Source organism: Chitinophagales bacterium (genome assembly GCA_019638515.1).
In the GTDB taxonomy this organism is placed as follows: Bacteria; Bacteroidota; Bacteroidia; order Chitinophagales; family LD1; genus UBA7692.
The window spans coordinates 394,738-418,573 of sequence record JAHBTS010000002.1 but is presented as its reverse complement, the minus strand read 5'-3'; the positions used below and the strand labels follow the sequence as shown (position 1 = coordinate 418,573).

The following is a 23,836-nucleotide window of genomic DNA, read 5'->3' as shown; positions in this document are numbered from 1 at the left end:
CTATCCTTTATGAAGTCTCTCTTTTTTAAACTGTTTTTACTCATAGCAATAGTAGTAGCAAATAGTGCCATAGCACAGCAGCCTAAAACAAAAGTTACGTTAGGAATAAAACCCGGATACTTTTTTTCTTCAAAAGGGAAAGGCGTATTGGTAGATGGGGTCATAGAAGGCAAATCGGCAGCGAAAGCCGGAATTAAAGAAGGAGATATTATAGTGGCATTTGATGGGAAACCCATTACTACCATCTTTGAATACAAGGATGCTCTGAGCCTGTATCGTAGTAACGACAAGGTAAAAGTAACAATAATAAGAGGCAAAGATGAATTAGTTGTCGATGCCGTTTTTTAAAATTCGTAAGCAATTTTGTAGAGCTAGGAAGTGGAATCTTATTGCTTTTCTAGCAAATAGCAGCCTTACTTAATCTTACTAAATGTAGTTTTACAAGTATATATTTGAACATTATCTTGTAAAAAAATAGAAGGCTTAAAATGAAGAAAACGTTATTGCTACACCTATTACTTGTTGTTAGCTTTATAGCCACCGCGCAAATTACCATTACAGATTCTATTGTTTCAAACGGCATACAACGGCAATACAGATTGTATATTCCTGCTGTGTACAATAATACCTCATCGCCTCGGCCATTGGTAATAATCATGCACGGATATACCGGAAGTGCAGCGAATATTCAGTCTCATACTAATTTTATGCCCATTGCCGACACAGCCAATTTCTTAATGGTTTATCCGCAAGGTACTTATATCCCCACTACTACCAACACTTATTGGAATGCAAATTTTTACGCCAATGGTGTAAACGATATTGCGTTTGTCGAAGACCTTATTGATACACTCAGCAAACAGTATAGAATTGATTCTACAAGTATTTTTGCCACAGGATTCAGCAATGGTGGTTTTATGAGCCACACTTTAGCTTGTGCTTTAAGCAATAAAATAGCCGCTATTGCTTCGGTATCGGGCACCATGGCAGATACGCAGTTTGGAAGCCATTGCCAACCAGCGCGTGCGGTTCCTGTGATGCAAATACATGGCACTTCCGATGCTACCGTTTACTATAATGGAGGCACCAATTTAGGCATCAATATGATGGCAGTAGATTCTGTATTGCAATTTTGGATTAGCAATAATAAATGCGATACAGCTCCGCTTGTTTCCAATGTGCCCGATATAGATACGTTCGATAATTGTACAGCCATACATTATGTGTATGGCGGAGGCACTTCGGGTGCCACGGTAGAATTGTATAAAATTGTGCTGGGCGGCCATACCTGGCCGGGTTCGTTTCCTATAAACTTTTGGGAAGCCACCAGCCAAGATGTAAAAGCATCAAAAGAAATATGGCGGTTTTTCAGCGCCAATAAAATGGTGCTTCCAACAGCAGTAAATGATGTGGCAGCACGTACCATAGCTGTATATCCCAACCCTGCGGAGCGCGTTTTAAATTTCAATATCGGAGATGAAAACAATATGGAATTGAAAACAATTAAAGTTTCCAACTTACTGGGCAAAAGTGTAAAAGAGTTTCAAACTAATGCTAATTTCTTTTCTGTTGAAGAATTAAAACCGGGCTGGTACTCTTTTTCAGTATCTATTTCTAACAATCAGTTATTGGAGGGGCGCTTTATTCGCAAGTAATTGGTGCAAGTATTTTAAAAAAGAAAGAGGCTGCTCTTTGGGAACAGCCTCTTTTCTTTTTGGAGATGGTATGTATTAGTACATTCCTTCCATTCCGCCACCCGGCATTGCAGGCATGGCTGGTTTATCTTCTTTTTTATCTACGATTACAGCTTCGGTAGTAAGTAACATAGATGCAATTGAAGCGGCATTTTCTAAAGCTACGCGGCTAACTTTTGTTGGGTCAATTACGCCAGCTTTTTTCAGGTCTTCATATTCATCGGTACGGGCGTTGTAGCCATAATCGCCTTTGCCTTCTTTAACTTTTTGCACTACAATGCTTCCTTCTAAACCTGCATTGGCAACGATGGTGCGCAATGGTTCTTCGATAGCACGTTTCACGATTTGGATACCGGTGTTTTCGTCATCGTTATCGCCTTTAAGTTTTTCTAAAGCTCCGGTAGCGCGGATGTAAGCTACACCACCACCAGGTACAATACCTTCTTCTACGGCAGCACGCGTTGCATGTAAAGCATCATCTACACGGTCTTTTTTCTCTTTCATTTCTACTTCGGTAGGAGCGCCAACATAGATTACAGCTACACCTCCGCTTAATTTTGCTAAGCGTTCTTGAAGTTTTTCGCGATCGTAATCAGAAGTTGTTTTTTCTACTTGTGCTTTAATTTCGTTTACGCGGGCAACAATTTGGTCTTTATCGCCTTTTCCGTTTACGATAGTTGTATTGTCTTTATCTACGGTTACTTTTTCTGCTTGACCAAGGTATGAAAGGTCTGCATTTTCTAATTTGTAGCCTTGTTCTTCGCTAATGGCAATACCTCCTGTAAGGATGGCAATGTCTTTTAGCATTTCTTTTCTGCGGTCGCCAAAACCCGGAGCTTTTACAGCTGCTACGCGCAATGTACCACGCAATTTATTTACCACTAAGGTTGCTAATGCTTCGCCTTCTACTTCTTCAGAAATGATTAAAAGCGGGCGACCTGCTTGTGCAGTTTTTTCAAGAATAGGCAACAGTTCGCGCATGTTGCTTATTTTTTTGTCGTAAATTAGAATGTAAGGATGTTCTAATTCAGCTTCCATTGCTTCGGCATTGGTAACGAAGTATGGTGAAAGGTAGCCGCGGTCGAATTGCATACCTTCTACTACATCTACGTAGGTTTCGGTTCCTTTGGCTTCTTCTACGGTAATTACACCTTCGGTTGTAACTTTTACCATGGCATCGGCTATCATTTTTCCGATTTCATTATCGTTGTTAGCAGAAATGGTAGCTACTTGTTCAATTTTTTTGTTGTCTTTTCCTACGTTTTCGCTAATAGATTTTAGGTTTTCTACTACTACTTTTACGGCTTTGTCTATGCCTCTTTTTAAATCCATTGGGTTGGCTCCGCTGGCTAATGTTTTTAAGCCTGGGCCTACAATTGCTTGTGCCAATACGGTTGCGGTAGTGGTTCCGTCTCCGGCTTGGTCGGCAGTTTTAGAAGCTACTTCTTTGGTCATTTGAGCGCCCATGTTTTCGATAGCATCTTCTAGTTCAATTTCTTTAGCTACGGTAACACCGTCTTTAGTAATTTGGGGTGCGCCAAATTTTTTGTCAATTACCACATTGCGACCTTTAGGCCCTAAGGTAACTTTTACGGCATTTGCCAATTTGTCCACACCGGATTTCAGTTTGTCGCGTGCGTCTTTTTCGAATAAAATGTTTTTAGCCATTGTTCTTAATTTAAGATTTGTAATTTTTATTTAGGAGGGGAGGAGGTTTTAAAGAATAGCAAAAATATCGCTCTCGCGCATAATGAGGTAGTCTTGCCCGTCAATTTGAATTTCGGTACCGCTGTATTTTCCATAAAGAATGGTATCGCCTGTTTTTACCGAAGTTGGTTCATCTTTTTTGCCGGGTCCTGCAGCTACTACAGTTCCGCGTTGTGGTTTTTCTTTTGCTGAATCGGGAATAATAATGCCGCCAGCTGTTTTAGTTTCTGCATCTGCGGGTTTTACCAGCACTCGATCTTGTAAGGGCTTTACTTTTACGTCTGCCATAACTATGTTGTTTTTTTAGTTAAATAATAAATGGTGAAAGCATGATATCTAAATGTGTGCCAAAGGTGTAAACTGTATTTTTTGTCAGTTACGGGCGCATGAGTGTCAGTATGCTTAGTTGGTTACAGCATGGTTATGCGCCAAATTGACAATAACTTTAGTCGAGTTTTACTTCTTCATCGTTTTCATCAAAGAACTGGTAGTCCATAAATGCCAGCGATTCGTTGCTGTAAATTTTTATGTACATGCGGTATTTCCACCACCATTTCATTCTAATAGACGGGAATCCTTTTTTTAGATATGCTTGCACAATTGGGTGTACATAAAGTTTGAGCGATTGGTGGGTTTGGGTAAGTACTTGCAGGTCGGCTTCAATTTCATCGTGTAGTAGAAGCGAAGATTGGATGGCTCCGGAACCGGCACAAGTTGGGCATACTTCGGTAGTGGTTATGCTTATTTCTGGGCGCACTCTTTCGCGAGTTATTTGCATAATATTGAAACGCGACAGGGGTAATAGTGTGTGTGTGGCGCGGTCGCCTTCCATAAAGGTTTTCATGGCTTGGTAGAGCTCTTGCTTATGGTCGGCTACTTTCATATCTATGAAGTCTATTACAATAATGCCTCCAATATCGCGCAGGCGGAGTTGGCGTGCAATCTCTTTTGCGGCTTCTATATTGGTGTTGAGGGCATTTTTTTCTTGTGTGCCTTCGCCAATGCTGCGGTTGCCGCTGTTTACGTCTATTACATGCAGTGCCTCTGTTTTTTCAATAATAAGGTAGCTGCCGTTTGGCATGTTTACGGTTCTGCCAAAGGAGGTTTTAATTTGTTTGGTAATAGCGAAATGGTCGAAAATGGGCTGTTTGCCGTTGTAGGTATTAACTATATTTTTCCTTTCGGGGGCAATGCGGGCAATGTATTCTTCTAACTCAGAGGAGAGGGAAGCGCTGTTTGTAACCACGCGGTTAAAATCGGGGTTTAGTAAATCGCGTAAAATTCCGGTGGTTTTATCTACTTCGCTCAGTACTTTTTTTACGGGTTGTGCACCGCGTAGGTTTTGCGACATTTCGCGCCACTTTTCTATGAGCATTCTAAGATCTTCTTGTATGGCGGCAGTTTGTTTTCCTTCGGCTTGGGTGCGTATAATTACACCAAAGTTTTTGGGTTTCATGGCTTCTACAATTCCTTTTAAGCGCTTGCGCTCATCGGCACTGTCTATCTTTTTTGAAACGCCAATTACATCGTTAAACGGTGTAAGTACAAGGTAGCGCCCGGCAATAGATATTTCGCAGGTAAGGCGCGGCCCTTTGGTGGAAATAGGCTCTTTAAGAATTTGAACCAATAGGTAGTTTTTGCCCGATAGTACTTCTTTCACATTACCTGTTTTAAGAATTTCGGGATCGAGCGAAAAGTTGTTGAGGGTGCCATCGTTAGCACCGCCAATGGCATGTGCCGTAAACTTCATAAGGGAGCGAATATCCGGGCTTAAGTCGGTATAGTGTATAAAGGCATCTTTTTCGTGCCCCACATCTATAAAAGCGGCATTTAAGCCGGGCATTACTTTTTTTATTCTACCCAAATAAATATCGCCTACATTAAAGCGGTTAGTGATGCGCTCTTGATGTAGTTCTATGAGTTGCTTATCTTCTAATATGGCAACGTCAGTACCTTCTGCCGAAGTACTAACAATGAGTTCTTTGTTCAAAATTCCACACGTTTTGGGAACGGGCTATTGTTACTTTTACAACAATGAAACTCATGAAACAGCAATGTGTTTTACATTACTATTACGAGTAACTGAAGTACCGAAACAACAATACCATTCCAATTATCAATAATCGCATTGAGCGAAATCAATCACAGGAAATAACAATAAAGGCAGGAGGAAGAAATAAGCAGCCGTTGAGCTATTATAGGCTGAAACTTAACGGCTGCTATGTATTACTTCTTCTTATGACGGTTTTTGCGAAGGCGCTTTTTACGTTTGTGGGTTGAAATTTTGTGACGTTTACGTTTTTTTCCGCAAGGCATAATTTGCTTTGTTTAAGTTTAAAGAATTTATTTTTTAATGTTTTTTGTTTCCTCTATGTAGCGGTCTATTTCTCTTTTCAATGCTTCGTTATCAATATATTGCTTACACTTTTCTAAATACTCCACTGCTTTGGCAACATTTCCCGTATTCTTATGTGCTTCTGCTAAAAGGAAAAGCACTTCGGAATTTTGGGGCTGCGAATGTAATACTTTTTCCAATCTGTAGATAGCTTTTTCAAATTGCCCGCTCACCATGCTGAATTTTCCGAGCGAAAATTGGGCTTCTACATTGGTTGAATCTTGTTTTACGGCATCTAAAAGCAAGGTAATTCCTTGCATGGCATTGCTGCCTTGCTCTACATAGGCGGTTCCTAATTTTATTTGATGGCTTAAATTTTTAGGTTCTAAATCGGCTGCATTTTTAAAGGCATTGATGGCTGCATCGAATAAATAGCTTTGGGTGGTAGGTGCCGAAACGGAACCTGCAAGCACCAAAAAGTTTTCGCCAGAGTTGTGCCATAAGGTTGCCGTATTGCCTATTTCTGCTGCTTGGTTGTAGTAGTAGGCGCTGCCAAGCGGGTCGCCTGCTGCTGCGGTAAGTGCTGCCAATTTTTCGGCTGCTGCTTGTTTGGCAGGGCGCTCGGCTTGGGCAGATAAGCCTTTGAATGTTTTTTCGGCTGCTTCGATAAGCGCCAGAGTGTCTTTAGATTTTAGGTTTTCTTTTGCCAGTTTCAGGTATTGGTGAATATCAAACACTTGCTCATGGTCGGCATGTTGTTGGGGTGTGGCGGTAATTTTTTGTGTGTTTTTAGTTTTGCCAAACAGAAAAAAGCCCAATAAGGCTAGGGTTGCTGCTCCAACAAGAATTACCTGCTTAATATTCATGCTTTGTTTTTAGCCGTGCGAAGATAGATTTTATGCTTGTATCGGGGCAGATAGTTTTGTTTTTTTAGGGAAGATTATTGGGTGCAGCGCATGGCTTTACTTATTACTGCTTTGCCGTATTTCTTTTATCAGCAGTTGTAAGCTGCGGTTGCCGTTCCAAACATTTTCTTCTATTTGAAATGCTATATCAAAAGCGTGCTCTTTTATTATTGGAAGATACGATGCCATGCCAAAGGCAATGCCGTTTATGAATTGGTTGTTGTGTTGCAGCACCAATTTAATGTGTTCGTCTTTTAAACATTTACTGTAACCTGAATCGCGCAGGTTCTTTATGGCAAAAATGGGTTTCATGTTGCCGGGGCCAAATGGAGCCATGCGCTGTATAATGGCAAAGAATTTATCGTTTATATCGCTGAGGGAAATTTCGGCATCTATTTCTATTTCTGGTACGAGTTGCTCCGGCAAAATGGTAGCTGCCACATATTTCTCAAAGGCTTGAATGAAAGGTTCAATGTTTTCTTTGTGCATGGTTAGCCCTGCTGCAAATTGATGCCCTCCAAACTGAATAAGATGTTCGCGGCAGGCATAAATGGCTTCGTATAGGTTGAAGTTTTTTACACTGCGTGCACTGCCTGTAATGTTTCCATCGCTTTCGGTTAATACAATGGTGGGGCGGTAGTAGCTTTCGGTTAGGCGGGAGGCTACAATGCCAATTACGCCTTTGTGCCAGTTGGCATTGAAAAGTACTGTGGTTTTGCGTTGCTGCAATGTTTCGCTGGCTGCAATGATGGCTAAGGCTTCTTGTGTAATTTGTTGGTCTAAATCTTTGCGCGCTGCATTTAGTTTGTGCAGTGTTTCGGCATGTGCCGAAGCGGTATTTTCGGCTTCGCCTATCAGTAGTTTTACGGCATGCTTTGCATCATCTATTCGTCCAGCAGCATTGATGCGTGGAGCTAGTATAAAAACCACATCGGTAATATCCATTACTTCTTTTTGTGCCGATAGCGCTTTAAGCGATTTTATGCCGGGCAGTGCTTCGTTGCTGTTTATTTTTTTTAATCCATGAAAGGCTAGTATGCGGTTTTCGCCCGTTATGGGAACGATGTCGGCAGCAATGCTTACACAAACTAAATCGAGCAGGGCAAAGCATTTATCTAAGGAATAACCATGTTCTATGCTGTATGCTTGCGCGAGTTTAAAGGCTAAACCGCAGCCTGAGAGTTCTTTGTATGGGTAAGGGCAATCGTGCTGTTTGGGGTCTATTACTGCAACGGCATTGGGAATTTCGTTGCCGGGCAGGTGGTGGTCGCAGATAATAAAATCTATGCCGTGGGTGTTGGCATATTCTATTTTATCGGTAGATTTTATGCCACAGTCTAGCGCTATTACGAGCGAAAAATTATTTGCAATGGCGTAATCTATGCCTTGTGTTGAAATGCCGTATCCTTCGCGGTAGCGGTGCGGAATGTAGTATTCAATAGAAGAATAAAACTGTGTTAGGAAAAGATAGGTGAGTGCAACTGCGGTAGTGCCATCTACATCGTAATCGCCATAGATTAGGATTTTCTCGTTTGTGCGAATTGCTTTGTTGATACGGGCTATGGCGCGGTGCATGCCTTTTAATAAAAAGGGATCGTGCAGGTTGGCCAGGCTGGGGCAAAAATATTGTTCTGCTTCGGTGTAGGTTGCTATACCGCGTTGTGCCAATATGCCAATAAGTTTAGGGTGAATGCGGAGTTCTTGCTGTAGTTGCTCTGCTTTCTGGGGATTGGGTTGTAAAAAATGCCATCGTTTTTGCATAGAAAATAGCTGGGTGGGTTAAAACATAAAGGTTAGTGGAAAGAGGGAATACGCGCTTACTTTTTTCCTTCAAATTTCTTTTCTAGTTCATCTAAGCTAAAGGTAACAATAGCGTTTCTACCATTGGGTGCGGTGTATGGATTGTCGCAGGCAAAAAGCTCATCAATCATTGTTTTCATTTCTTCTACCGAAAGTATTTTTCCCGATTTTATGGAAGAGCTAACGGCAAGTGCCTGTGCCATTTTTTCGCGTTTGGAGAATTTGGTAATGTGCAGTTGGTTTTTGTATTGCTCCAGTAGTTCTTCTAATACTTGCTGTTCGTTGCCGCTGTTTACATCTGCGGGGAATGAATGGATTACAAAGGCGTTTTCGCCAAATTCTTGCACTTCAAAACCGAGGTTATTTATTTCTTCTAAAATTTCTTTTAGCAAAATGGCATCTGCTGGTGCAAACTGTACTGTTTGCGGAAAGAGCTGCCGCTGGCTGGTGCTTCGGTTGTTTTTTAAGAGGCGCATGTAGCGTTCGTATAAAATACGTTCGTGTGCTGCTTGTTGGTCTATAAGAATAATGCCGCTTTTAATTTGCGACACAATATAGCGCCTATGCAATTGGTGCGGCTGTACTACACCTTTGTCTGCTGCTTGCGAGGATCGGAATGTAAGTTCCGATGGAGATTCGGTTTTGGCTGCCGTATTTGGCGTGGGGGCGGCATGTGTAAAGGGCGGTATTTCGGTATGGTTATGTGCAACATGGGTTTGGTTTAAAATTTGCCAGTTGCGCGGGGTGTTATCTAATGGTTTAAAATTGCTGGGAGGGGCAAATTTTTTTGCCTCACGGTTAAGTTCGGGAGTTTGGCTAATAACACTGCTACCTGTAAAATTATTGTTGGTGAAAGCACCAATGGCATCTAAATGTTGCTCTTGGTTAAAATCTATAGATGGAGCAATACTATAAGCCCCCAAGGCGTGTTTAGCTCCCAAATTCACAAAGGTGTAGAGTAGTTTTTCATCCTCAAATTTTACTTCGTATTTCTGCGGATGTACGTTTATATCTATACGCGCAGGATCTATTTCTAAAAATATAACGTAAAACGGGAAATGTTCTTTGCTTAGCATTTCTTCGTATGCCTGCATAACGGCATGGTGCAGGTAGGGCGATTTTATGAATCGGTTGTTTACAAAGAAGTATTGCTCTCCTCTGCTTTTTTTTGCAGCGCTTGGTTTGCCAATAAAGCCATATACATTGAGTGAATACGATTTTTCTTCGAGGGGTACAACTTTTTGTGCATAGCTATCGCCAAAGATTTGAATAATTCGTTGTTTTAAATTACTGCTTTTGAGGTTGTAAAGTTCATGATCGTTGTGGTAAAGTTTAAATGCAATATTGGGATGAGCTAGGGCTGTGCGTGTAAGTTCTTCTATAATATTTTTAAGCTCTACATTTTCGCTTTTTAGAAAATTTCTGCGGGCAGGAACGTTGAAGAATAAATTTTTAACGAGAATAGAAGTACCCGATGTGGTTTGGCATGGTTCGTGGCGAATTATTTTGGAGCCTTCAATTTCTATGTGTGTGCCGGTGTCTTCATCGTGAAGTTTTGTTTTCATTTCTACTTGCGCAATGGCGGCAACCGAAGCTAAGGCTTCGCCCCTAAAACCCATAGTGCGTATATTGAACAAATCTTCGGCTTTTGAAATTTTAGAGGTAGCGTGTTTTTCAAAACTCATGCGGGCATCGGTACTGCTCATGCCGCAACCATTATCTATAATTTGAATAAGGGTTTTTCCCGCATTTTTAATGATAATTTGAATAGCGGTTGCTCCCGAATCTATGGAGTTTTCTACCAGTTCTTTTACAACGGAAGCGGGGCGCTGAATTACTTCACCGGCTGCTATTTGGTTGGCAATGGAATCGGGTAATAATCGAATAATATCTGACACGCTTCAAAGAAAGCGAAAAAGCAGAAACATTGTAAGGCTTACTTGCTTTCTGCAACAAAATTCAACACTAATTTTTCTTTTACAAAGAGTTGCAGTGTGTTGCCCGAAAGTTTATAGGAGGTAACGGTTGGTAAAATTTGGTTGAAAGCTGTTTCTGTTTGCATGTTTTCGCATGCCATCATGGTGCTTAATCCTTGTGAGAATGCAATGGTGTTGTTGCCTTTAATCTCAAACGATCCGGCAATGTTGTTGCAACCCATGAATGCGCTAAAGCGATTATCGGCTGCTTGCAAAAGCAAAAACAGTTCTTTTTTACTCGATGATGTAATGGTTTTGTTTTCTATTGCTTTTAATAGCCATTTGGTATTGGTAATGGGTACTGCCATATTGCCTGCTGAAGTTACCTTTTTTAGAATATAGTTGGATGCAAGTGGGCCTGTTATTTTATTGCCTTCTCTATCTAACTGTATTAGTTGGTTTTCGCCTACTTGATATTGTATGGTATCATTTGGCAGTAAGCAATAGATGTGGCTGCCGCTTGTATTCCATTCAAACTTTCCTTTTTCGGTAAAAGATGTTGCTTTTTTTTCTTTATAGAGTTGGTGTAAGGTAAAGGTGTTGCTGTCTGTAAGTTCAATGCTGGTTTCTATGCCGCTGCAATCGGCACAGGGTAATGTGCCTTTGTAAATACCTTTCCAGTCCAATGTGTTGCGGCTGTTGTCGGCCGTAGGCGCAGGAGTGTTGTTTACTGTGGTAGAATCGGTGGTGGTACCCGTTGCTTCGGTAGATGGTGCGTTTTGGTTTTGGCAGGCAACAAGCGCAAGGCTGGCAAGCAATGGCAAGTATTTTTTCATATTGTTGAATGTAATTAAGATGAAGTATGAAGGTGTGCTGTATCGCAATGTAATTGAATTTCGAATGTATGGTTGGCTAAGTAATGCACTTTATAAAGGCATAGGTTTACATGATGAAAGCTATCCATTTTAGATAGATGGGTGTTGGTAAGGGTACACATAAATGCACGCGTAAAACGCCCGTGTGTGGCAATAAGTATTTTTTTTTCGGGAGCGGCAAGAAGGTTTTTTAGAAATCGCTGTTGTCTTTGTTGAAGTTCAAATGGGCTTTCGCCTCCGGGGAATTTATCGTGTATATTTCCATAGCTCCAGTTGAGCAACATTTGTTGGAAATTGGCATCGCTTTCAACTGTATTTTGTTGTCCTTCCATGTTTCCCCAGCTAATTTCGTCTAAGTCGGAACTTATTTCTAATGGTACATTTTGCTGTTTAAAGCGTTCAATAGATTGCTGAGCACGAAGGAGCGATGAGGCATACATTTTATCGAAAGGAATATGCTTATAGGCATCGAAAAACTGCTGTGCTTGTTTTTGCCCCAATTCGTTTAGCGGCAGGTTTACGCCTTTTCCTTGTATGATGCCTTGGGCGTTGTGGTTGGTTTGCCCATGTCTTATGATGTATAGTTCCTTTAGTACTTCCATTTACGGAGGCAAAAGAAAGTAATTCAAACCGTATTCAAATAGTATTCTTTTTCTTTGTGTATAGATGCAAATAAGAATGGTTTAAACAGTATGCTGTAAACAGCTAAAACTATTGGCGCAATTAAGAAGATGGCAATAATTAAATACCATTTAAACACCCTGCTCCACCATATTTTGTTGGGTTGCTTATGTATAAAGTTTGCCCATAGGCTAAAGAGTTTTCCTGCTCTTTTTTCAACAAACATTAAATTGGTATCTACTTCAACTGCTCGAATTTCAATAAACTTTTGTTGAAGTGCAGGCAGCTTGTTTTCTTGTAAGTATTGCTGTGTGAATGTGCCTGCTGTTGCTATTTCGCGAATATCTTTTTCTGAAACTCCAGAAGCGGGAAGCCAACGCGATGCTTCTTGTTTCCCTTCAAACATCCAACGCATTACGGTTAATACGCTTATTAAGTTATGTGCCTTATCTACTAAAGCGGCATTGGCAACCAAGTGTGCGTTGTTTGCTTTTAGTAATGTTTTTACTTTTTCTTGGGCATTGAGCCACATGTTTCTTGCGCCAATAATGGTTACAATAGGTGTGTTGTATATTCGTGCTTTTACTTCGGGGAGTTGCAAAATTGCAGTAGCAGGAATGCTGGGTGAAAGAAACCACGGCTGGTAAGCAAAAACTACCAAGTCGTAATTGCTATGTCGAAAGGTAGGCGTTTCGAGTGCGGTTCCGTGCTGCAATACGCTATCGGGCATGGCTCCAAAAAAGGTATCGGAAGTCCACGGAAAGGGATATTTTTCTTTAGGTTGAAGTTCTACTATTTCTACCTCAGTTTGTGCCGATTGCAAACCGGAAACAAAGGAGTGGACTATTTTTTTTAGTTGTCCGGTTTGGGAGTAGAACAGTACTAAAACTTTTTTCATTCTAAGCTAAATGGTGCTTATTTTTTTGGTGCGGGGGTGCCGGTAGTTTTAGGAGTTGTGTTTGTTTTGGCTGCTGCTGCTTTGCGTTGCTCCACCAGTGTTAAGTTATTTTTAGCCAATATAAAATCCGGGAATAGTTTCAGTGCTTCGTTAAAGTTTTCTTTAGCAGCATCGTCTTGGTTTACTTCTAAGGCACAAATTCCTTTTACGTTAAAGGCGGCTGCTTTCATGGGTACATTTTGCCCTCCGCCATCTTGGTTTTTAATGGCAATTTGTTTCTTTTCAGATTCAGGGTTGGCAATAATTTGCTCTAAAGATGCAATGCACTCTCCAAAACGTTTCAATTGGTATTGTAAGGTGGCAACTTGGTATAAGTACTGCAACTCTTTGGTGGCGTTGAATATTTTTTCGTAATCGGCTAATGCTTCTTTGGGCATATTGAGTGCTTGCTTGGCTACTGCCAGCATTTCGCGAATATCATTGCGGTTTTCATCGCGTTTTAAGATATCTTCTCCCATTAAATATACTTGCCCGTAGCGTTCGCCTGCAAAGTATAAGTAGGTGAGGGAGTCGTATAAATCTTTTCTTTCGGGTTTAAGTGCTATGGCATTGTATAGTGCTACCGAGGCGGCTTGCAAATCGTAGTACTTCACTGCATTTTTATAGATGCTCATTTGCAAGGAAAATAAGTCGGGGGAAGTGCTTTTTTGTTCTGCAGGTGCAGTTTCCTGGTTCTTGTTTTTTTGTGCAGTTATTGAAAGGCTAGAAAGTAATAGAAGTGCAATAGCAAATTGTTTCATTGGTGTTGTTGATTTTTGCGTAATATAGAAGAATGTTTCTGAGCTACACAAGCGCAGTTAAGAATTTTTGCATGGGTTTTACGGTTTGCAATGCCATGTTATAGGCTGTTTCGGCAAAGTCTTCGTTGGGAGAGGCATAAATAATTTGCCGTGCAGAATTGATAAGTAGCCCACCGGAACTATTTATGGCATTTTCGCACACAGCGTCTATACTGCCGCCTTGTGCGCCAATTCCCGGAACTAAAAAGAAGTATTCTTCTGCCAATTTTCTTATGCCTGCCAGTTGGGTAGGGTGGGTGGCACCGGTTACAAACATGAGTTGCTCAGAACTGCCCCATTGCTGTGCGGTACGGATTACTTTTTCGTAAAGGTGTTCGTTTTCTATTGGTTGAAATTGAAAATCGTTGCTGCCTTTATTGGAAGTTAGCCCCAATAGAATTACCCATTTGTTTTTATAGCTTAAAAATGGAGTTACAGAATCGTTGCCCATGTACGGTGCTACGGTAACTGAGTGGAAGTTTAACCATTCAAAAAATGCTTTGGCATACATGGAGGAGGTGTTGCCAATATCGCCCCGTTTGGCATCGGCAATGGTAAAGCATTCGGGATAGTTTTTGTTTAGGTATTGAATGGTTTTTTCGAGGCTTTTCCATCCTTCTATTCCCATTGCTTCATAAAAGGCTATATTGGGTTTATAGGCTACGGTAACTTGGTGTGTGGCGTCAATTATTTGTTTGTTGAATTCAAAAATAGGATCGGCATACTGGAGAAGGTGCTTAGGTATTAAGTTTATATCGCTATCTAAGCCTACACAGAGCATACTATTTTTCTTGAAAATTTCTGCCGTTAGTTCTTGCTTGGTCATTCTTCGCTACTTTGGAACTGAGGTTTTGTATTGAGGGCAACTACGCTTTTTACTTCCGGCACGGCTTGTTTTACAGCGGTTTCAATACCGGCTTTCATGGTCATAAAGCTTTGAGGGCAAGTGCTGCAAGAGCCGGTTAATTTTACAATAACCTGCATATCGCTTGTAACTTCTACCACTTCCACATTTCCACCATCGGCAATTAAATATGGGCGCATGGTGTTTAAACTGGCTTCAATTTTTTCGAGTAGTTTTTTTGAAGTATTCATTGAGGCAAAGGTAACTGATTTAAGTTGAAAAAAGTTTTATCAATTTTAATTAGAGTTTCTGAATGTAAATGCTATGTTTGCAGCCGCATCGCGGGGTGGAGCAGTTGGTAGCTCGTTGGGCTCATAACCCAAAGGCCGCAAGTTCGAGTCTTGCCCCCGCAACTAAAGGAATGGCTGCTATTTTGGCAGCCATTTTTATTTTGGATTGGTAGAGAAATTTATTGTATCTCTTAAATAAAAAAGGTTGCCAAATGGCAACCTTTTTTGTAGAATATAGTACGGTTGGTATTAACCTCTTTCTTCTAATGCTTTTACCAAGCCGGCAATTTTTTGAGCCGAAGAGCCTTGCAATGCACTGATAACATTGCGAGCAGGAGATTGTAGTAAGCTGATGATTTCGCCCAACAATTCGTCTTTGCTCTTTAATGCAGCAAGTGCTTCTAATTGGTTATCGCCAACAAAGATACTGCTATCAATATAAGCACCTTTTAGAACCGGTTTCTTTTTGTCGGCACCGCGAAACTCTTTTAAAAGTTTAGCAGGCACTGCGCCTTCTGTTGAAAATAATACGCCAGTTGGGCCATTTAACAGTGGATACAACTCTTCGTATTGCTCGCCTACTTGCTCTAATGCTTTTTTAATAAGCGTGTTTTTAGCAATGCGGAACTCTACGCCTTTGCTAAAGCAAAGTCTGCGGAATTTGTTGATGGTTTCAACATTCAGCGTAGAAGAATCGGTTAAATAAAAATATTGTGCAGCACTGAATTTTTCTTTCAGGTCTTGTATTTCTTGTGTTTTTTCTGTTTTTGTCATGATTGCTCAAAATTTAAAAGATTTGAAATTAGATACCAGCAACTGTTTTGTAATCAACATTTATGCCCGGGCTCATGGTGCTTGCCATGCTAATGCTTTTAAAGTAGATACCTTTAGCAGTAGCAGGTTTCATTTTAGAAAGTGTTACCAATAGAGCGGCAGCATTTTCATTTATTTGAGCTGGTGAAAAACTAACACGACCGATAGATGTGTGTACAATACCGAACTTATCTACCTTAAAGGCAATTTTACCTTTCTTTACTTCTTCAACTGCTTTGCCAACTTCTGGTGTAACTGTGCCCGATTTTGGATTCGGCATTAAGTTTCTTGGTCCTAAGATTTTACCGATTTTGGCAATTTTTGCCATTACGTTTGGTGTAGCAATTACTACATCAAAATCTATCCAACCACCTTCAATTTTTTGAACAAATTCTTCTAATCCTACGTAATCTGCTCCAGATTTTTTTGCTTCATCTTCTTTGTCGGGAGTAGTTAATACCAATACTTTTTTGGTTTTACCTGTTCCGTGAGGAAGCGCAGTGGTACCACGAATAGCTTGGTCTGCTTTTTTAGGATCTACACCCAATGCTACGTGTAAATCAACTGAAGCATCGAATTTTGCAGTGTTCACTTCTTTTACTAAGGAAGAAGCTGCCTCCAGCGAATAGAGCTTGTCTTTATCAACTTTACCAGCTACCGCCTTTCTTTTTTTAGTTAGTTTCATGTTACTGAAATTTTGTGTGGTGCAAACGAGGCGAAACCACCTCTACCACCGATTAAAAATTTTAATTAGAGTCTATAATAAATTAGTTTTCCCAAGGAGCTTTACCTTCGATAGTAAAACCTGCACTTTTTGCCGAACCTGCAACCATACTCATGGCGCTTTCGATGGTAAAGCAGTTTAAGTCAGGCATTTTTTCCTCTGCTACTTTGCGGATAACATCCCAAGAAACAGAACCTATTTTTTTGCGGTTTGGCTCGGCAGAACCTGCTTGCTTTTTGGTTAATTCCATTAAAAGGTTGTAAGCAGGAGGTGTTTTGATTACGAACTCAAAACTTTTGTCGGTATATACCGTGATAACCACGGGCAATACTTTCCCCATTTTGTCTTGCGTGCGTGCATTGAACTGCTTGCAAAACTCCATAATGTTTACACCTTTAGAACCGAGTGCCGGACCAATTGGTGGTGCAGGATTGGCTTGTCCGCCCTTTACCTGCAACTTAATGAACGTTTGAATTTCCTTTGCCATAAAATTGCTTTTTGAGGTGCTTGCGCCTGTATGTTTTGCACATTACAAACTCCCTCGTTGTTAAAAAATTGGGCTGCGAAAATAATCCCTTTTGGCGTTTTTGCAAATTTATGCTGCCTTTTTGTATGCGTTTTCTTTTAAATATGGCAAATGGGCAGCATTGCCATTGGTTTGAACTGCCATGTTTAGGGCAGTATTTCTCTTAGTTTTTTAAGGTCTTCGCCTTTTTCTTCTACGCCTAAATGTATGTGAATATCAATGAGGTTGCTGAGCAGTTCACGAATAATTTCGTGGTTGGTGGCTGGTGCAAAATAGGTTGAATGGTGTGGAGCATTCAGTTTATCTAAGTAGTCTTTTATTTCGTTTCGCGAAAAGATTGAGCCTTTGTTTACCGGATTTATGTAAAACATAATTTCCTTTTCGGGGCGCTCATTTTCTTGAAATTCATTGATGGTGCGTTTACAAAAACATAAAATATAGTGGCGCAGCAGGGTTACGCCATACACCGGAAGGTTGAGGTCGTTGGCAATAATTTGATACAGCATACCCAGCGAAATAGCGTTGCCTTTTTTTGTTTCCAATAGGTGGTTAAGGCAAAACTCGTTGAATTCTAAACTGCCTTGGGTGGAGGTAAAGCGGTGTATATTGTAAAAAACTTGGTTGAATATCTGAACCTGCTCTAAGGCTGTTTGGTTATAGTTCAACTCTAACCAAATACGTTGTTTAATTTTAAAGAGTTGTTTTTCTATATCTTCAAAACTAAGGGTAGGGTAGTAGTATTTTGATATTAAGAAGAAGCCCGTAAGCAAATCGCTATCTTTTTGAGCTGTCCATACTTCAAACGATTTTTGTAGTGCTTCAAATTGAATGGAGTGAATAATGTTTTCGAGCTTTTGCTGTACCTCTGTATTTTTTTCGTTGCTCCAAATTTCCTCTAAAGTAGGAATTACGCTTTGCCCAATACTCACTAACTTAGTGTAAACGTGTTCCGATACTTCGCGGTCGTCATCGTCTAGTAAATGAATGAGGGCTTTAAGTTCTTTTTCGGTTGCCATAGGCTATTTCTTTCGTGCAGCCGGTTTGCGAGCACCTTTTTTAGGCGCAGGACCGGCTTTTACAATTTCCAATACTTCTTGCAAGGTAATGGTGGCAGCTTCAACTCCTTTGGGAATTTTAAAATTGTCTTTCCCCTTTTTTATATAAGGACCAAATCTCCCTTTTAAAACTTGAATACCTTCTTCTGCAAAATCGTGTATGAGTGCATTGGCTTCGGCTTCGCGTTTGGCTTTTATTAGTTCAATACCTTCTTCCAATGAAATAGTATATGGATCGTGCTCTTTTTTGAGCGATACAAACTTATTGTTGTGTAAAATATACGGGCCGAAGCGACCTACGTTTACTTTAATTTCTTTAGATTCAAATTCGCCCAAGAGGCGTGGCAACTTAAAGAGGGTCATGGCTTCATCGAAGGTGATGGTTTCTATGGATTGTCCCGGGCGCAAACTGGCAAAGCGCAGTTTTTTAGTATCGTCATCGGCTTTTCCAATTTGTACCATAGCTCCGTAGCGCCCCATGCGTGCATAAACGGGTTCTCCGCTTTCGGGATCTTGTCCTAGTAAACGCTCTCCGGTAACGCGTTTAGCTTCTTTTTCGGTTTGTGATACGGTGGCATGAAATGGTTTGTAGAAACCGTCAATCATAGTATTCCACTCTAATTTGCCGAATGCTATCTCATCGAATTGCTCTTCTACTTTTGCGGTAAACCCATAGTCTAAAACGCTGCCAAAGTTTTCTACTAAGAAATCGGTTACTAAGGAGCCAATGTCTGTTGGAAACAGTTTCATTTTTTCGGCTCCGGTAATTTCTGTTTTGGTTTCTGCCGAAACTTCGCTGTTCTTTAAAGTAAGAATGCGGTACTTTCTTTCGGTGCCTTCTCTACTTTCTTTAACTACATAACTTCTTTGCTGAATGGTAGAAATGGTTGGTGCATAAGTAGATGGACGACCAATGCCCAATTCTTCTAATTTTTTTACTAAGCTGGCTTCGGTATAGCGCGGTAGTGGTTTGGTGAATCGCTCGGTGGCATTCATTTCTTTGAGCAATAGCTCTTGCCCAACTTTTACGGGAGGCAGGAGAGTGGCTTCATCGCTGTCGGCATCTGGTTCTTCATCGTTTCCTTCGGCATACACTTTTAAGAAACCTTCAAATACTACTACTTCGCCTGTGGCATTCAGTATGTCTTTGTTGCTATTGTTTTGAATAGAAATAATGGTGCGTTCCAGCTCAGCATCGCTCATTTGCGAGGCTACGGTTCGTTTCCAAATAAGCTCGTATAAGCGTTGCTCATCGCGCTCGGCATCTACTTCCATATTGCTTACGTTCGATGGGCGGATGGCTTCGTGCGCTTCTTGTGCACTCTCGTTTTTGGTAACGTATTGTTTACGTTTATGGAAAGGTGCTCCGTAACGATTTTTTATCTCGGTAGCAATGTCGGCCAATGCCACATCGGATAAGCTGGTAGAGTCGGTACGCATATAGGTAATGTGTCCGGCTTCGTAAAGATTTTGTGCCAGGCGCATGGTGCGCAACACCGAAAAACCTAATTTGCGCGATGCTTCTTGCTGTAAGGTAGAAGTGGTGAAGGGGGCAGAAGGTGAGCGTTTTGCAGGTTTCTTTTCAATATTTTGAACCGAAAAAAGTGCGTTTCTAAGTTCGTTTAAATATTGCTGCGCATCTTTTTCTTGGTTGAATTTTGTGTTGCTTTCGGCCTTTAAGGTTGTTTTTTTGCCATTGGCATCGCTTACAAAAAAGTTAGCAGTAACTTTAAAGGAAGAAACTGCGGTGAAGTTTTTTACATCGCGTTCGCGCTCCACAATTAAGCGTACGGCTACAGATTGCACGCGGCCTGCAGAAAGAGATGGTTTTACTTTTTTCCAAAGTACGGGCGAAAGTTCGTACCCAACTAAGCGATCTAAAACCCTGCGTGCTTGCTGTGCATTTACCAAGTCTAAATTAAGTTTGCGCGGATTGTTTATTGCATTCTTAATTGCTTTTTCTGTAACCTCTGTGTAGGTAATGCGTTTTGCTTTTTTAGGGTCTAAATTTAATACGTGGCAGAGGTGCCAAGAAATGGCTTCTCCTTCGCGGTCTTCATCCGTTGCCAGGTAAATTTCGGCTGCATCTTTAGCTAATTTCTTGAGTTCTGCTACTAGCTTTTTTTTGTCTTCGCTTACCTCGTATTGCGGTAGGTAACCATTGTCTATATCAATAGCTACTCCTTTATCGGGGAGGTCGCGTATGTGTCCGTAGCTGGAGGTAACCACATAGTTATCGCCAAGGTATTTATTGATTGTTTTTGCCTTGCTGGGCGACTCCACAATGATTAAATTTTTTTCAGACATCAGCTTTTTGTTTAGTGGAAATAAATAAATTCAAAAACTAAGAAAACAAATTGTTGGCTTATGGTTTTGAAGCGCGAATGAATAATTTTTTTTTGAGGAAGGAATTTTTTGTGTGCTTATAGCATACATAGTGTGTTAGATTTGGGAGATATTTTTTATTGATTACAACAATCGTTTTAAAATTTTTAATCGGTGCGAATACTTCTTTTTATCTACGTTGAAAATTCCAAAATGGTCTAGTTTATCTATACGCACTTTGCCACTGGCGTGTATTATTTGGCGGTCTTTGAGTACTATGCCTACGTGTGTAATGTTTTCTTCTTCGTTGGCAAAAAAGGCAAGGTCTCCCGGCAGCGCTTCTTCAATAAAATTCACAACTATACCTTGCTCTGCCTGCTGGTAAGCATCGCGTTTTAGAGCGGTAAATAAGCACTTGAATACTACTTGTGTAAAGCCTGAGCAGTCTATGCCAAATGGGGAGCGGCCGCCCCAAAGGTATGGAGCGTTCAAATATTTGAGTGCAATTTTTTCTACCATAGAGGCGTTGGGTTGTTCTTGCTGCATAGCTGCTCCATTAAAAATAAACTTCTCTTTATGCAGTTTAAAACTTATACCATCGTAAAGCGGCAATGTGCTGCCACAGAGTATGGGTATATTGTTGGTGTCGCTCATGGCAGCGCTTACAATATCTAGCGAAACTGCTTTAGATGCTGCTTGTTGTTGCTGGTATTCTTTTTCGTTAATTGAATGAAAGGAAGATTCATTTAACCAACCTTCGTAGCCATCGTAGTTACATACAATTCGCAGCCACTCTTTAGCTTTTTTTTCTTTTACTTCATAGGTTTCGCCAAATAGAAGTTGGCTTACCATTTCGCTTCGGTGCGAAGGTTCTTTTCGTAAGGGCAATGCCGAAACATTTACTATTCCATGAGTCATGATGCTGCAAACAAACAATTAAATGCTGTATTCAGGATTGGCAGTTTTAAACACCAATTCATAATAATTTTCATATTGCGGGAGAATATTGTCTATGTTGAATTGCTGAGCTTGTTTAAATGCATTTGCTTTAAATGTGGCGAGGGTTTCGTTGTTTTCTAAAATAGCAATGGCATTTTTGGCCATATCATCCACATCGCCCACATTGCTCATAAAGCCTGTTTTTCCTTGAATTTGTATTTCGGGCAGGCCGCCAGCATTGGATGAAATAACAGGGACTTCGCAAGCCATTGCTTCTAATGCTGCCAAGCCGAAGCTTTCGGTTTCGGATGGTAATACAAACAGATCGGCTATTGCCAATAAATCTTCTACGGCATCTTGTTTTCCAAGAAACCTAACTTGCTCGCATATACTGTATTGCCTGCATAGCATTTCAATATTCATACGTTCCGGGCCATCGCCTACCAGCAGTAGTTTGCTTGGTACTTTTTGTTGCACTTTACAAAACATTTTTACCACATCTTCTACCCGTTTTACTTTTCTAAAGTTGGAAACGTGCATTAGTATTTTTTCGCCTTGGGTAGCAATTGCTTTTTTGAAGTGCTCTTTGTTGGTTTTTTTGAAACGAGCAAAGTCTATGAAATTCGGAATAACTTCTATGTGCTTATTGATATTGAAATGCCGTTGTGTATCTGCTCTTAGGAAGTCGGAAACGGAAGTAATGCCATCGGAATGGTTAATGGAATATGCAACCACGGGAAGATAACCGGGATCGCGCCCCACCAATGTAATATCGGTACCGTGCAGTGTGGTAATAAACGGAATGTGAATTTTTTGCTCTGCCAAAATTTGCTTTGCCATGAGTGCCGAAGATGCGTGCGGTATGGCATAGTGTACATGTAGCAAATCGAGTTTTTCAAACTTTACTACATCCACAATTTTACTTGCCAATGCACTTTCGTAAGGCGTGTATTGAAATAAAGGATAATCCAACGAGCTTACTTCGTGGTAAAAAATGTTTTCGTGAAAACTATCTAAGCGCACCGGTTCTTGGTATGTAATAAAATGCACCTGATGCCCTTTTTTTGCCAGCGCCTTGCCAAGTTCTGTTGCCACCACTCCGCTGCCGCCATAAGTGGGATAGCATATAATTCCAATTTTTAATAATTCCATTGCAGGCGAAAGTAACAAGAAGCCATAATGTACAAGTTAAGGATTGTAAATGTGTGTGGATTTAGACTTTTATCGGCAAAAAATTATACATTTATATTCTTGAAAAAAAATAAAGCAACATGAGTACAGCAACCGCAACACTCACTCAAACAGTGCCTATTAGCAGCAATACTAAACTCGAAGAAATTTTGAAACTGTTTGATGCACAATTCAAGAATAAATGGAATGTGCGCAATACTACCGCCAAAATAAGAATACAAAAGCTGAAAAAGTTAAGGGATATTATCTTGGCTGAGCGCGAAAAAATAGAGCAGGCAATTTATGCCGATTTCCGCAAACCTGCTGTAGAAGTAGGTTACTCGGAGGTGGCTCCGGTAGTTATTCAAATTAATCATGCCATTAGAAATATTGGAGAATGGATGGAGCCAAAGGCAGTAGATACGCCTGTGATATTTTTAGGTACATCTTCAAAAGTAGTATTTGAGCCCAAAGGCAATACGCTTATTCTTACACCGTGGAATTATCCTTTTCAATTGCCGTTGGTAGCTATTGTTTCTGCAATTGCAGCAGGCAATACCATTATTTTAAAGCCAAGTGAGTTTACTCCGCACACTTCTGCCTATTTAAAAAGTTTAATGGCACAGGTGTTTAGCGAAAATGAGGTGGCTGTGGTGCAAGGCGATTATTCAGTATCATCGGAATTGCTAAAGTTGAGGTTTGATCATATACACTTTACAGGAAGCCCGGCTGTAGGTAAACATATTATGCGAGCCGCTGCCGAAAACCTTACCTCTGTTACCTTAGAATTGGGCGGCAAATCTCCCGTAATTATTGATGAAACTGCCAATGTGAAAGCTGCTGCCATGAAATTGGCATGGGGCAAATTTCTTAACGAAGGGCAAACATGTATTGCTCCGGATTATATTTTGGTACACGAGAGCAAGCACGATGAATTCTTGCAAAAAATGCGCGAACGCATTCAGTTAAACTATGGTAGCGAGCCACAGCAATCTGCCGATTTATGCCGTATTGTAAATAGAAAGCATTATCACAGAGTTAAGAATTTATTAGATGATGCCGTAGCGCAAGGTGCTAAAATAGAAGCAGGCGGCAAAGTGGTGGAAGAAGAAAACTATGTGGCGCCCACAGTGCTTTCCAATGTGTCGGTAAATGCACAAATTATGCAAGAAGAAATTTTTGGCCCGCTGCTACCAGTTCTTAAATACGCTAATATTGACGAAGCGCTTGCTTTTGTAAACTCGCGCGAAAAACCACTGGCCTTGTATATCTTCAGCGAAAAGCATAAAAACCAAGATTACATACTAAACAACACTACGGCTGGCGGAACTGTAATAAACGATAACATAGTTCATGTATCGCAACCCAATTTGCCTTTTGGTGGTGTAAACAATAGCGGTATTGGAAAAAGTATGGGGCATTACGGTTTTAAAGAATTTAGCAACGAGCGTGCCGTGGTAAAGCAATTACATAGCGGTTCCACTATGCAGTTGCTATATCCGCCATATAAAGACTTTCACAAAAAGTTGATAAACATTATGGTAAAGTGGTTGGTGTAGC

22 protein-coding genes and 1 tRNA gene are annotated in these 23,836 nt (G+C 40.7%); 4 read left to right on the top strand and 19 right to left on the bottom strand.

The window, feature by feature from the left end; translation table 11 throughout:
* The first annotated feature begins 9 nt into the window (after positions 1–9).
* Together KF872_05000 and KF872_04995 are read left to right on the top strand one after the other, a co-directional pair.
* Complete coding sequence (locus KF872_05000) at positions 10–348, top strand: PDZ domain-containing protein (GenBank protein MBX2902896.1); 339 nt, start codon at positions 10–12, stop codon at positions 346–348.
* Between the two features lie 140 nt (positions 349–488).
* Complete coding sequence (locus tag KF872_04995) at positions 489–1,655, top strand: T9SS type A sorting domain-containing protein (GenBank protein MBX2902895.1); 1,167 nt, start codon at positions 489–491, stop codon at positions 1,653–1,655.
* Positions 1,656–1,730: 75 nt separating this feature from the next.
* On the opposite strand, the gene groL is transcribed toward KF872_04995, so the two are convergent.
* The 12 genes from groL to KF872_04935 all read right to left on the bottom strand — a co-directional run bounded on the left by groL (position 1,731) and on the right by KF872_04935 (position 14,685).
* The gene (gene groL, locus KF872_04990) at positions 1,731–3,362 is read right to left on the bottom strand and encodes a chaperonin GroEL (GenBank protein ID MBX2902894.1); all 1,632 of its coding nucleotides are present in this window, start codon (positions 3,360–3,362) and stop codon (positions 1,731–1,733) included.
* A gap of 48 nt (positions 3,363–3,410) precedes the next feature.
* A complete protein-coding gene (locus KF872_04985; protein ID MBX2902893.1) occupies positions 3,411–3,689 on the bottom strand; it encodes a co-chaperone GroES in 279 nt (92 codons plus the stop codon).
* Positions 3,690–3,846: 157 nt separating this feature from the next.
* Positions 3,847–5,391, bottom strand: coding sequence for an Rne/Rng family ribonuclease (locus KF872_04980; protein MBX2902892.1), 1,545 nt, complete (start codon positions 5,389–5,391; stop codon positions 3,847–3,849).
* 353 nt (positions 5,392–5,744) lie between these two features.
* The gene (locus KF872_04975) at positions 5,745–6,602 is read right to left on the bottom strand and encodes a tetratricopeptide repeat protein (GenBank protein ID MBX2902891.1); all 858 of its coding nucleotides are present in this window, start codon (positions 6,600–6,602) and stop codon (positions 5,745–5,747) included.
* A 96-nt stretch (positions 6,603–6,698) separates the two neighbouring features.
* A complete protein-coding gene (gene recJ, locus KF872_04970) occupies positions 6,699–8,402 on the bottom strand; it encodes a single-stranded-DNA-specific exonuclease RecJ (protein ID MBX2902890.1) in 1,704 nt (567 codons plus the stop codon).
* Between the two features lie 56 nt (positions 8,403–8,458).
* A complete protein-coding gene (mutL, locus tag KF872_04965; GenBank protein ID MBX2902889.1) occupies positions 8,459–10,339 on the bottom strand; it encodes a DNA mismatch repair endonuclease MutL in 1,881 nt (626 codons plus the stop codon).
* A 38-nt stretch (positions 10,340–10,377) separates the two neighbouring features.
* A complete protein-coding gene (locus KF872_04960; protein ID MBX2902888.1) occupies positions 10,378–11,193 on the bottom strand; it encodes a copper resistance protein NlpE N-terminal domain-containing protein in 816 nt (271 codons plus the stop codon).
* 14 nt (positions 11,194–11,207) lie between these two features.
* Entirely contained in the window at positions 11,208–11,834 is a 627-nt protein-coding gene (locus tag KF872_04955) for a histidine phosphatase family protein (protein MBX2902887.1), read from the bottom strand.
* Positions 11,835–11,857: 23 nt separating this feature from the next.
* Positions 11,858–12,751 carry a hypothetical protein gene (locus tag KF872_04950; protein MBX2902886.1) on the bottom strand — a complete coding sequence of 298 codons (894 nt, stop codon included), beginning with the start codon at positions 12,749–12,751 and terminating at the stop codon, positions 11,858–11,860.
* Positions 12,752–12,768: 17 nt separating this feature from the next.
* Positions 12,769–13,425 (bottom strand): hypothetical protein, encoded by a 657-nt coding sequence (locus KF872_04945; GenBank protein MBX2902885.1) that lies wholly within the window; start codon positions 13,423–13,425, stop codon positions 12,769–12,771.
* A gap of 169 nt (positions 13,426–13,594) precedes the next feature.
* Positions 13,595–14,416: an orotidine-5'-phosphate decarboxylase gene (gene pyrF, locus KF872_04940; GenBank protein MBX2902884.1), complete on the bottom strand. Its 822-nt coding sequence runs from the start codon at positions 14,414–14,416 to the stop codon at positions 13,595–13,597.
* The gene (locus KF872_04935; GenBank protein ID MBX2902883.1) at positions 14,413–14,685 is read right to left on the bottom strand and encodes a NifU family protein; all 273 of its coding nucleotides are present in this window, start codon (positions 14,683–14,685) and stop codon (positions 14,413–14,415) included. The genes pyrF and KF872_04935 overlap by 4 nt, the downstream gene beginning before the upstream one ends.
* An 89-nt stretch (positions 14,686–14,774) precedes the next feature.
* Here KF872_04935 and KF872_04930 point away from each other — a divergent pair.
* Positions 14,775–14,847: transfer RNA gene (locus tag KF872_04930), tRNA-Met, on the top strand.
* Positions 14,848–14,973: 126 nt separating this feature from the next.
* Here the strand turns inward: KF872_04930 and rplJ are convergent.
* From rplJ to bshA, 7 genes are all read right to left on the bottom strand, one after another.
* Positions 14,974–15,498 (bottom strand): 50S ribosomal protein L10, encoded by a 525-nt coding sequence (gene rplJ, locus KF872_04925; GenBank protein ID MBX2902882.1) that lies wholly within the window; start codon positions 15,496–15,498, stop codon positions 14,974–14,976.
* A 28-nt stretch (positions 15,499–15,526) separates the two neighbouring features.
* The gene (rplA, locus tag KF872_04920; protein MBX2902881.1) at positions 15,527–16,222 is read right to left on the bottom strand and encodes a 50S ribosomal protein L1; all 696 of its coding nucleotides are present in this window, start codon (positions 16,220–16,222) and stop codon (positions 15,527–15,529) included.
* An 82-nt stretch (positions 16,223–16,304) separates the two neighbouring features.
* On the bottom strand, positions 16,305–16,748 hold the full coding sequence (rplK, locus tag KF872_04915; protein ID MBX2902880.1) for a 50S ribosomal protein L11: 444 nt from the start codon (positions 16,746–16,748) through the stop codon (positions 16,305–16,307).
* 185 nt (positions 16,749–16,933) lie between these two features.
* Positions 16,934–17,803 carry a transglutaminase family protein gene (locus KF872_04910; protein MBX2902879.1) on the bottom strand — a complete coding sequence of 290 codons (870 nt, stop codon included), beginning with the start codon at positions 17,801–17,803 and terminating at the stop codon, positions 16,934–16,936.
* Positions 17,804–17,806: 3 nt separating this feature from the next.
* The gene (gene topA, locus KF872_04905) at positions 17,807–20,149 is read right to left on the bottom strand and encodes a type I DNA topoisomerase (GenBank protein MBX2902878.1); all 2,343 of its coding nucleotides are present in this window, start codon (positions 20,147–20,149) and stop codon (positions 17,807–17,809) included.
* Positions 20,150–20,311: 162 nt separating this feature from the next.
* Complete coding sequence (locus KF872_04900) at positions 20,312–21,085, bottom strand: C40 family peptidase (GenBank protein ID MBX2902877.1); 774 nt, start codon at positions 21,083–21,085, stop codon at positions 20,312–20,314.
* A gap of 18 nt (positions 21,086–21,103) precedes the next feature.
* A complete protein-coding gene (bshA, locus tag KF872_04895) occupies positions 21,104–22,258 on the bottom strand; it encodes an N-acetyl-alpha-D-glucosaminyl L-malate synthase BshA (GenBank protein MBX2902876.1) in 1,155 nt (384 codons plus the stop codon).
* 119 nt (positions 22,259–22,377) lie between these two features.
* On the opposite strand from bshA, the gene KF872_04890 reads away from it, so the two are divergent.
* A complete protein-coding gene (locus KF872_04890; protein ID MBX2902875.1) occupies positions 22,378–23,835 on the top strand; it encodes an aldehyde dehydrogenase family protein in 1,458 nt (485 codons plus the stop codon).
* Position 23,836 lies beyond the last annotated feature (1 nt).